9 protein-coding genes are annotated in these 9,467 nt (G+C 56.8%); 5 read left to right on the forward strand and 4 right to left on the reverse strand.

All coding sequences use genetic code 11. The annotated features are described in order from the left end of the window. The 4 genes from ACIPF8_RS17530 to ACIPF8_RS17545 all read right to left on the reverse strand — a co-directional run. Positions 1-506, reverse strand: a 506-nt coding sequence (locus ACIPF8_RS17530; RefSeq protein WP_400423456.1) for a 2Fe-2S iron-sulfur cluster-binding protein, incomplete at its 3' end; no start/stop codon positions are given. Positions 507-663: 157 nt separating this feature from the next. Further along, the gene (locus ACIPF8_RS17535) at positions 664-2,208 is read right to left on the reverse strand and encodes a formate dehydrogenase beta subunit (protein WP_400423458.1); all 1,545 of its coding nucleotides are present in this window, start codon (positions 2,206-2,208) and stop codon (positions 664-666) included. Further along, positions 2,205-2,723, reverse strand: coding sequence for a formate dehydrogenase subunit gamma (locus tag ACIPF8_RS17540; protein ID WP_400423460.1), 519 nt, complete (start codon positions 2,721-2,723; stop codon positions 2,205-2,207). Before ACIPF8_RS17540 ends, ACIPF8_RS17535 begins: the two co-directional genes overlap by 4 nt. Before the next feature lie 213 nt (positions 2,724-2,936). Continuing rightward, positions 2,937-4,574: an OFA family MFS transporter gene (locus ACIPF8_RS17545; protein ID WP_400423462.1), complete on the reverse strand. Its 1,638-nt coding sequence runs from the start codon at positions 4,572-4,574 to the stop codon at positions 2,937-2,939. Positions 4,575-4,721: 147 nt separating this feature from the next. Between ACIPF8_RS17545 and ACIPF8_RS17550 the strand changes: the two genes are divergently transcribed. The 5 genes from ACIPF8_RS17550 to ACIPF8_RS17570 all read left to right on the forward strand — a co-directional run bounded on the left by ACIPF8_RS17550 (position 4,722) and on the right by ACIPF8_RS17570 (position 9,416). Then, entirely contained in the window at positions 4,722-5,795 is a 1,074-nt protein-coding gene (locus ACIPF8_RS17550; RefSeq protein ID WP_400423464.1) for a substrate-binding domain-containing protein, read from the forward strand. A 257-nt stretch (positions 5,796-6,052) separates the two neighbouring features. Further along, positions 6,053-6,838 (forward strand): basic amino acid ABC transporter substrate-binding protein, encoded by a 786-nt coding sequence (locus ACIPF8_RS17555; protein WP_400423466.1) that lies wholly within the window; start codon positions 6,053-6,055, stop codon positions 6,836-6,838. 13 nt (positions 6,839-6,851) lie between these two features. Next, a complete protein-coding gene (locus tag ACIPF8_RS17560; protein ID WP_400423468.1) occupies positions 6,852-7,640 on the forward strand; it encodes a basic amino acid ABC transporter substrate-binding protein in 789 nt (262 codons plus the stop codon). A gap of 77 nt (positions 7,641-7,717) precedes the next feature. After that, positions 7,718-8,512 (forward strand): basic amino acid ABC transporter substrate-binding protein, encoded by a 795-nt coding sequence (locus ACIPF8_RS17565; protein WP_400423470.1) that lies wholly within the window; start codon positions 7,718-7,720, stop codon positions 8,510-8,512. A gap of 160 nt (positions 8,513-8,672) precedes the next feature. After that, positions 8,673-9,416, forward strand: coding sequence for an amino acid ABC transporter permease (locus tag ACIPF8_RS17570; RefSeq protein ID WP_400423472.1), 744 nt, complete (start codon positions 8,673-8,675; stop codon positions 9,414-9,416). Positions 9,417-9,467: the final 51 nt, after the last annotated feature.

Raw genomic sequence — 9,467 nt, forward strand, 5'->3', positions numbered from 1 at the left:
ACGATGCACTTCGATGGATCGTAGGTGAAGTAAGGATTCGATTCATCCTTCTTCAGCTTCAAGTGGTTCTCGCCTTCGTAGCCGTAGCGCACTTCACGCAAACCGGTGACGCCGGCCATGTCTTGCAGCTCGCAGTTGCCGTTGGTCGGGCAAGTCAGGCAATCAAGCGGGTGGTCGGAGATGTACAGTTCCATCACACCACGGCGGATATCGGCCAGTTTCGGCGTCTGTGTCTTGACCTTCATGCCAGGTTCGCATGGTGTAGTGCAAGAAGCCGGATAACCTTTCCTGCCGTCGATCTCCACCAGGCACAAGCGGCAAGAGCCGAATGGTTCGAGACTATCAGTGGCGCACAGTTTGGGGACATTGATCCCGGCTTCCACCGCGGCGCGCATGACCGAGGTGCCGGCGGCGACTTCAACCTGGACGCCATCGATGTCGAGCGTGATCAATTTTTCGGACTGCTTGGCGGGGGTGCCATAATCGAGTTCATTAAGCTGGTTCATCACATACTCCTGGTTCCGACAAACTTCGTTTATCCATCGCTGCCGTAGGGTGGGCACCTGTGCCCACGCGTGACTTGTGCTCATCTACAGTCATATTCATATCGAGCATCACGCGTGGGCAAAAAAACTTGCCCACCCTACGCATCCCTCAGGCGGCCTAGTTGAGTTTTACCTCGCCAAAATCTTCCGGAAAATGATCGAGCGCCGACAACACCGGCAACGGCGTCATGCTGCCCATCGCGCATAGCGAGCCGTTGATCATGGTGTCGCACAGGTCGCGCAACAAATGGATCTGCTGCACCTGGCCGGCAACAATCTTGTCGATCACTTCGACGCCGCGTGTCGAGCCGATGCGGCAAGGCGTGCACTTGCCGCACGATTCGACCGCGCAGAAATGCATCGCATAGCGGGCCTGGCTGGCCATATTGACGCTATCGTCGAACACCACGATGCCGCCGTGGCCAAGCATGCCGCCGACAGCGGCCATGGCTTCGTAATCGAGTTTGGTGTCGAACAACGATTCGGGCAGATACGGTCCCAACGGCCCACCGACCTGTACCGCGCGTATCGGCCTGCCGCTGGCGGTACCACCGCCGAAGTCCAACAGCAGGTCGCGCAAGGTCACCCCAAACGCTTTCTCGACCAAACCGCCGTATTTGATATTGCCGGCCAGTTGCATCGGCAAGGTGCCCAGCGAACGGCCCATGCCATAGTTCTTGTAGAACGCAGCGCCGCGCGCCAGGATGATCGGCACCGAGGCCAGCGAGATCACGTTATTGATCACGGTCGGCTTGCCGAACAATCCCTCAATCGCCGGCAACGGCGGCTTGGCGCGCACCACACCGCGCTTGCCTTCCAGGCTTTCGAGCAGCGCAGTTTCCTCACCGCAGATGTAAGCACCCGCACCTTTGCGCACTTCCAGATGGAAGCTGCGACCGGAGCCGAGGATGTTCTCACCCAGATACTGGCGGCGGTTTGCCGTGCTGATCGCCTGGTCTAACGCGGCAATCGCATGTGGATACTCAGAACGAACGTAGATATAACCTTGGGTAGCGCCAACCGCCAGTGCCGCAATCGTCATGCCTTCGATCAGCATGAAGGGATCGTCTTCCATCACCATGCGATCGGAGAAGGTGCCGGAATCGCCTTCGTCGGCATTGCAGACGATGTATTTTTGCGCGGCGCTGGTGGCAGCTACTGTCTTCCATTTGATGCCGGTCGGGAAAGCCGCACCGCCGCGGCCGCGCAGGCCGGAATCGAGCACTTCCTGCACGATCTCAGCGCCAGCCATGGTCAACGCACGCTGCAAGCCGGCGTAGCCTTCGTGCGCGAGATAATCATCGAGCGACAACGGGTCAGTAATGCCGACACGCGCGAAGGTCAGACGCTCCTGCTTTTTAAGATACGGAATTTCTTCGACCAGGCCCAACGCCAGCCGATGTGCGCCGCCGGCCAGGAAACCAGCATCGAACAGCTTGCCGACATCCTCCGGCTCGACCGGACCGTAACCGATGCGCCCAGCGGCCGTGGCAACTTCGACCAGCGGCTCCAGCCAGAACATGCCGCGCGAACCGTTGCGCACCAGCTTGATCGGCTGGCCACGTTTTTCCGCTTCGGCGACAATGGCGGCAACCACCTCATCGGCGCCAAGCGCCAATGCAGTCGAGTCGCGCGGGACATAGATCGTGATGGCGGCGTTCATCGCACACCTCGCTTGGCTTGCACCAGTCGATTGAATTTTTCGCTGCTGACGCGCGCATGCAAGTCATCGTCAATCTGCATGTTGGGACCGCAGGCGCATTGTCCCAGGCAATACACCGGCTCCAAGGTGAACTGGCCATCGCTGCTGGTGCAGTGGAAATCGCATCCCAGCGCCGCTTTGGCATGCGCAGCCAATGCTTCCGAGCCAACTGCCTGGCAAGCTTCGGCGCGGCAAATCTGCACGATGTGCCGTCCTGCGGGTTGTTGGCGAAAATGATGATAGAAGCTGATCACGCCATGCACTTCGGCACGCGACAAATTCAGTTCGTCGGCAATCAGAGGCACCGCGGAGGATGGCACATATCCGATGGCGTCCTGGATCGCATGTAGCACCGGCAGCATGGCGCCCGGCAGTGCTTTGTATTGTTGGATGATCGATCTGAGCAGATCGAGGTCGACAGCTTGCTCCGGCGTTACTTTTGGAACTTGCGGATATTGCACGGCTTGGATCTTCACGACAGTCTCCTACTAGTATTCTTTGATACTGCAAAAAGTGTCTAGTGCCTGCTTTTTATTATTATTTTCTTTGAATTTTTTATTACTTCATCATGACAACCGTAGGGTGGGCACCTGTACCCACCCTACCACCTGAATACTATCTGCATCGACGATTCAGGCAACGCGTGGGCAAGAATTCTTGCCCACCCTAGCTTCTCTTCTGCCCTGCTATTACTTGAACAACACTGCCGACTTTTGCAGGGTAATCGCAATTCCCCAAATCAACGGAATAATCACTGCCGCCCACGATGCCCACAACACCAGTGGATTACCGCCGCTGCCGATACGCGCCATGTCTTCTGCCGATACCGTGACATCCGGATTGGCGGAAGCCTGCTCGTGCGCCAATTTCTTTTCACGCGCCAGTTCTTCCGGCGTCATGAAATGCTTTTCAGCGATCGGCTTGATCATCAGGTTGCACAGCAGGCCAACCACCAGCATGCCTGCCAGGATGTACATCGTGGTGTTGTAAACCGACTCACGCGGCATGCCGAGCGAGATCTGGTATTCGCGCATGTAGTTCACCACTACCGGCCCGAGGATACCTGCCGTCGCCCACGCGGTCAGCAAACGACCGTGGATCGCGCCAACCATCTGGGTGCCGAACAGATCTGCCAGATATGCCGGAACAGTGGCGAAGCCACCGCCATACATCGACAGGATCAGGCAAACCGCCGCCACGAACAAGGCCACGTTGCCGGAAGCGCCGGACCAAGGCAGGCTGACATACAACACGAAGCCGAGTACGAAGAACACCACGTAAGTCATCTTACGGCCGATGTAGTCGGAGCAGGAAGCCCAGACAAAGCGGCCACCGATATTGAACAAGCTGATCAGACCAGTGAAGCCGGCGGCAATCGCTGCAATAGCGCCCTTTTGTTCCAGCGACAATTCGGTAAATTTGGTGCTGACGCCCAGCAGATGGCCGCCAAATACTTCCTGCAACATCGGCGAAGCCATACCGATCACGCCGATACCGGCCGAGACGTTCAAGCACAGCACCAGCCACACCAGCCAGAACTGCGGAATGCCCCAGACCTTGCTGACGTGCACATGGTGTTGAGTGATCATCGCGTTGCCGTTGGTGGCAGGCGGAGTCCAGCCAGCTGGCTTCCAGCCGCTTGGCGGAATCCGGTAACCGAAGGCGCCGGCCATCATGAACACGAAATAGATCAGGGCCATGACGACAAATGTCTGCCACACGCCAACCGATACGTCAGATGCGAAATGCTTCATCAGCTTGTCCGCCAGCGGGCTACCGATCAGCGCACCGCCGCCGAAACCCATGATCGCCATACCGGTCGCCATGCCGCGCCGATCAGGAAACCATTTGATCAGGGTCGATACCGGCGAGATGTAGCCCAAGCCCAGACCGATGCCACCGATCAGGCCGGAACCTATCCACATCAGCCAGATCTGGTGGTGATACACGCCCAATGCGGAAATCAACAAGCCGCCGCACCAGCACAACGCCGCCACGAAGCCGGCTTTACGCGGGCCAACGTGTTCCAGCCAACCGCCCCAGATCGCGGCGGATGTACCCAGCAGCACGAAGAACATCGTATAGATCCAGCCAAGCATCGAAATCTTCCAGTCGCAAGTGCTTGCGAAAATTTCGGCAAAGAAACTCAAATCTTTGGAACAGGCCAGCGATTCCTTGATCCCGATCGCTTTCGACAACGGCAGCCAGAACACCGAAAAGCCGTACGCCATGCCGATACACAGGTGAATTGCCAACGCCGCCGGCGGCACCAGCCAGCGGTTAAAACCTGGACCTGCAATGGTCCGTTCTTTATCTAAAAACCCCATCTTCCCCCCCGGAAATTAAAAAGTCTTATATGTACCATATGTAATAGCTTACATATAGTTTTATGTGAGAAATATTCTTAATTTCCTATAATACTTAGAAAAATATCACTAGCACCTATCTGGCTCAATAGGCTATATTTTGCATATATGTATAAAGTGAAGATCAAGCCGCATTGGGAAATCTCGCGCGATAGCGACTCGCCGCTGGATACCGCTGTGCTGTTGACTCTACTGACCTCGATCCAGGAAACCGGCTCGATCGCCAATGCCGCCAAACTGATCGGCAGCTCTTACCGACATACCTGGGGCCTCCTGCGCGATGCCGAGAAGATGTTCGGCCACCCTTTGATCCAGACCGGGCGCGGCCGTGGCAGCAGCCTGATGCCGCTGGCGGAGAAACTGATCTGGGCCGATCGGCGGGTTGCGGCGCGCTTGTCGCCGATCCTGGAAAGCCTGTCCTCTGAACTGGAATGGGAATTGAGCAAGGCGGTAGCCGGACAACCGCAGGTGATCCGCCTGAACGCCAGCCACGGTTTTGCCGTCGCGGCACTACTGAATCAACTGAATGAACGCCATCTGCCGGTCGAACTGCGGTATCGCAACAGTGCCGACGCGGTGGCGGCGCTGGCGCACCAGGAGTGCGACCTGGCCGGTTTCCATGTGCCACTGGGAGAGTTCGAAGATGCCGCGATGGCGGTCTATAGTCAGTGGCTCGACCAAGACAAGCATTGCCTGATCCACCTGGCGGTGCGCAACCAGGGCTTGATGGTGGCGCCTGGCAATCCGAAACAGATCGCCGGCCTGCGTGATTTGAGCCGCGACGGCGTACAGTTCGTCAACCGCCAGACCGGTTCAGGCACTCGCATGCTGCTGGAACTGATGCTGGATAAGGAAGAATTGTCAGCGAGCGCCATCGATGGCTTCGAGACCGCCGAATTCACCCACTCCGCGATCGCCGCCTTTATCGCCAGCGGCATGGCCGATGTCGGCTTCGGCGTGCAAACTGCTGCCGAACGCTTTGGCCTGGACTTCATCCCGCTGATCCGCGAGCGTTACTTCTTCGCGGTGTCGACCGAGGCCATGAAGGATCCGCTGATGCAACAAGTGCTCGGCATTCTGCAGTCCGACGCTTTTCGCGAGATCGTCAATCAGTTGGCCGGCTACGACGGCAGCGACACCGGCAGCATCCTGCCGTTGTCGACAGCGTTCAAAGGTCTGTAATCCCCCTCCCTTTCGTCAACTTGACGGCCGCTAGCCTGATCCAGCCTCCATTACTCACAGCAGCGTTCCAGCTCACGTTATTTATCGTCTAACTATATAAATCGTTGTTATTTGCATAGATGAATCTAAAATAGCGGCTTATCCCACATATAATTATCAAAAAGATAATGTCATATGTGCAAGCGTTCATATTCTCCGATGCGAATATGCGCCGGAACACCTTACCGACCTGATGCTGATTTTTTAGGAGATACTCAATGAAGCGAATTTTCAATCTTGGCCTGTGCGCACTCTCCGCTGCATTGTTGCTGACAGCGTGCGGCAAGCAAGAGCCGAAAACGGCGGCAGCGCCGGAACAGACCGTCTACCTGGTCGGCGCCGAAGCCACTTTTGCACCGTTCGAGTATCAGAATGAACAGAAGGAAATCGTCGGCTTCGATGTCGATGTCATGAATGCGATCGCCGACAAGGGCGGCTTCAAGATCAAGTTCGTCAACACGCCGTTTGAAGGCATCTTCAATTTCCTGGCCCAGGGCGACCGCGATCTGCTGGCATCGGCCATCACGATTACCGACGAGCGCAAGCAAACCGTCGACTTCTCTGAACCCTACTTCGAAGCCAACCAGTTGATCGTCGTGCCGAAGGATTCCAAGGTCACCAAATTCACCGACCTCAAGAACTTGAAGGTCGGCGTGCAAAGCGCCACCACCGGCGACGAAATCGTGCAGAAGGAACTGGGCAAGAGCAACCCTAACATCAAGCGCCTGGAATCGGCGACGCTGGTGATGAAGGAACTGGAAGGCGGCGGCGTCGAGGCAGTAGTGTCCGACAACGGCGTCATCAAGAACTACATCAAGAACAATCCATCCGAAGGATTCCGCTTCATCTCCGACCCGGCCTTCCCGAAAGAGTACTACGGCATCGCCGTGAAGAAGGGCAACGCCGAACTGCTGGCCAAGGTGAATAAAGGGCTAGAGGCCATCAAGGCTGACGGCACTTACGACAAGATCTACGCCAAGTATTTTGCCGACACTGCCAAATAAGCCGGGAGCGAACATGACATCACGATACCTGCCGGCGCTGATGCTGGCCTGTTCACTGCTCGCACTGACTGCGTGCGGCAAGAAGGAAGACGGCGCGACAGCGGCCAATGCCGGCCGTACCGAATACGTGGTCGGCGCCGATGGCGCGTATGCCCCATTCGCCTCCGAAAACGAGCAAAAGGAATTGGTCGGCTTCGATATCGACACCATGAAAGCTGTCGCCGACAAGGCCGGCATCAAGATCAAGATCGTCAATACCCCCTTCGATGGCCTGTTCAACGCCTTGGCCCAGGGCGACCGCGACATCCTGATTTCCACCATCACGATCAACGACCAGCGCAAGCAAAGCATGGATTTTTCCGAGCCTTACTTCGTAGCCAAACAATTGATCGTGCTGCCGGCCAACTCCAAGGTCACCAAGTTCGAGGATTTGAAATCGCAGAAGATCGGCGTCCAGAGCGGCACGACCGGCGATGACGCGGCACAGGTCCTGAACGGCAAGAACAGCGCCAGCGTCAAGCGTTTCGAATCGATGCCGCTGGCATTCCAGGAACTCGAAGGCGGCGGCGTCGATGCCGTGGTCGGCGACAATGGCGTCGTCACCAATTTCGTCAAGAACAATCCAGGCAAGAACTTCCGCATCGTCGACGACCCGAGCTTCCCCAAGGAGTACTACGGCATCGCGGTCAAGAAGGGCAACACGGAATTGCTGGCGAAACTCAACCACGCACTGGAGCAGATCAAGGCCGACGGCACCCAGGACCGTATCTATAAAAAATACTTCGCGGACAGTCAGCAGTAACCCACAGTAAACCGCCATCAACCTGACCGGGACCGTATGCTGGCAGCATGTTCAACGGCCCTTTTTGTGAGAGCACCATGAAGAAAATCTTAACCCGCTACCTGCCGCTGTGCGCGCTGACCGTGAGCCTGATCGCTGTCGGCGCTTGCAGCAAGAAAGAAGAAACGCCGGCTGCGGCAGCCAAGCAAAGCCTGTATGTGGTCGGCGTCGAGTCGGCCTATGCGCCGTTTTCCGCTGAAAACGAAAAGAAGGAAGTGGTCGGCTTCGACATCGACGTGATGAAGGCGATCGCTGCCAAGACCGGCATCGAAGTCAAATTCATCCCGACGCCGTTCGAAGGCTTCTTCAACTTCCTGGCGCAAGGCGACCGCGACTTGCTGATTTCCGCCATCACCATTACCGATGAACGCAAACAGACGGTCGACTTCTCAGAGCCTTATTTCGAAGCCAGCCAGTTGATTGCTGTCCCGCAGAGCAACACCACGGTGAAGCAATTCAACGACCTGAAGAACCTGAAGATCGGCGTGCAAAGCGCGACTACCGGCGATGAAGTGGTGCAGAACCTGGTCGGCAAGAACAATCCAAGCATCAAACGCTTCGATTCAACGCCGCTGGCGCTGAAGGAACTGGAAAGCGGCGGCGTCGATGCCGTGGTGGCCGACGATGCGGTGGTCAAGAACTACATCACCAATAACCCCTCCGCCAGTTTCCGCGTGGTCTCCGACGCCGGCTTTCCGAAAGAGTATTACGGCATCGCAGTACGTAAAGGCAACACCGAACTGCTGGCGAAAATCAACCAGGGCCTGGCCGACATCAAGGCCGACGGCAGCTTCGCCAAGATCAATGAAAAGTACTTCGGCAACGGCAAATAATCCCTCGCAGACCCGCTGTTTTTGGCGGTCTGCAGCGACTACGGTATAATTTTTCGCTAATTTTCATTATCTTCAGGCGCAACCCGCAGCAGCAATACAGCCAACATCGTGGGTTGCGCATCCCTTCAGCCAGTCACACAGTTTCTTCTCAATAATATTTATGGATTTTCGCTGGAGCATCATACAAGGCTACGCGCCGCTATTCGTCAAGGGCTTCTTCATGACGCTCCAGGTCGCCGTGATCAGTATCATCATCGGCACCATCATCGGCTTATTGCTTGGCATGCTGCGCCTGGCAGACATCAAGCACGGCCCGTGGAAATGGCCGCTTCGCCTGGTCAAGGGCCTGGCCAGTTTTTACGTGGCGTTCTTCCGCGGCACACCATTGTTCGTGCAAATCCTGCTGATCCACTTTGCGGTGATGCCGGTATTGATCCATCAGGATAACGGTTTGCTGATCTCCGGCGAGCTGGCGCGCACCATCAAGCAAGACTACGGCGCCTTCATCTCCGGCATCGTCGCGCTGTCGTTGAACGCAGGCGCCTATATCTCCGAAATTTTCCGCGCCGGCATCCAATCCATCGATCGCGGCCAGACTTACGCCGCCTCCAGCCTGGGCATGGGCTACAAATTGACGATGCGCTATGTGGTGCTGCCGCAGGCGTTCCGTCGCATGTTGCCGCCGCTGGGCAACGAAGCGATCACCCTGCTCAAGGATTCATCGCTGGTTTCGGCCATCGGCCTGGCCGAACTGGCGTATGCTGCCAGGACCGTGGCCGGCGCCTATTCGCGCTACTGGGAGCCGTACATCACGATCTCGGTCGTCTACTTTTCCATGACCATGGTGTTGGCGATGCTGGTTGGCCGTCTCGAAAAGAAGTACGCAGCACCGCACCACCGCTGATCAAATAACGCTTTAATCCGCAAGCCATTTGCGCCCGCCCTGGCTTATCCG

This window comes from Collimonas sp. NPDC087041, from assembly GCF_044745265.1.
Taxonomy (GTDB): domain Bacteria; phylum Pseudomonadota; class Gammaproteobacteria; order Burkholderiales; family Burkholderiaceae_D; genus Collimonas.

What these genes read in the sequence shown, in the direction of transcription:
- ACIPF8_RS17535 (WP_400423458.1), bottom strand. Translation starts at nt 2,208, where the DNA reads ATGAACGCCGCCATCACGATCTATGTCCCGCGCGACTCGACTGCATTG.
- ACIPF8_RS17545 (WP_400423462.1), bottom strand. Translation starts at nt 4,574, where the DNA reads ATGGGGTTTTTAGATAAAGAACGGACCATTGCAGGTCCAGGTTTTAAC.
- ACIPF8_RS17550 (WP_400423464.1), top strand. Translation starts at nt 4,722, where the DNA reads ATGTATAAAGTGAAGATCAAGCCGCATTGGGAAATCTCGCGCGATAGC.
- ACIPF8_RS17555 (WP_400423466.1), top strand. Translation starts at nt 6,053, where the DNA reads ATGAAGCGAATTTTCAATCTTGGCCTGTGCGCACTCTCCGCTGCATTG.
- ACIPF8_RS17560 (WP_400423468.1), top strand. Translation starts at nt 6,852, where the DNA reads ATGACATCACGATACCTGCCGGCGCTGATGCTGGCCTGTTCACTGCTC.
- ACIPF8_RS17565 (WP_400423470.1), top strand. Translation starts at nt 7,718, where the DNA reads ATGAAGAAAATCTTAACCCGCTACCTGCCGCTGTGCGCGCTGACCGTG.
- ACIPF8_RS17570 (WP_400423472.1), top strand. Translation starts at nt 8,673, where the DNA reads ATGGATTTTCGCTGGAGCATCATACAAGGCTACGCGCCGCTATTCGTC.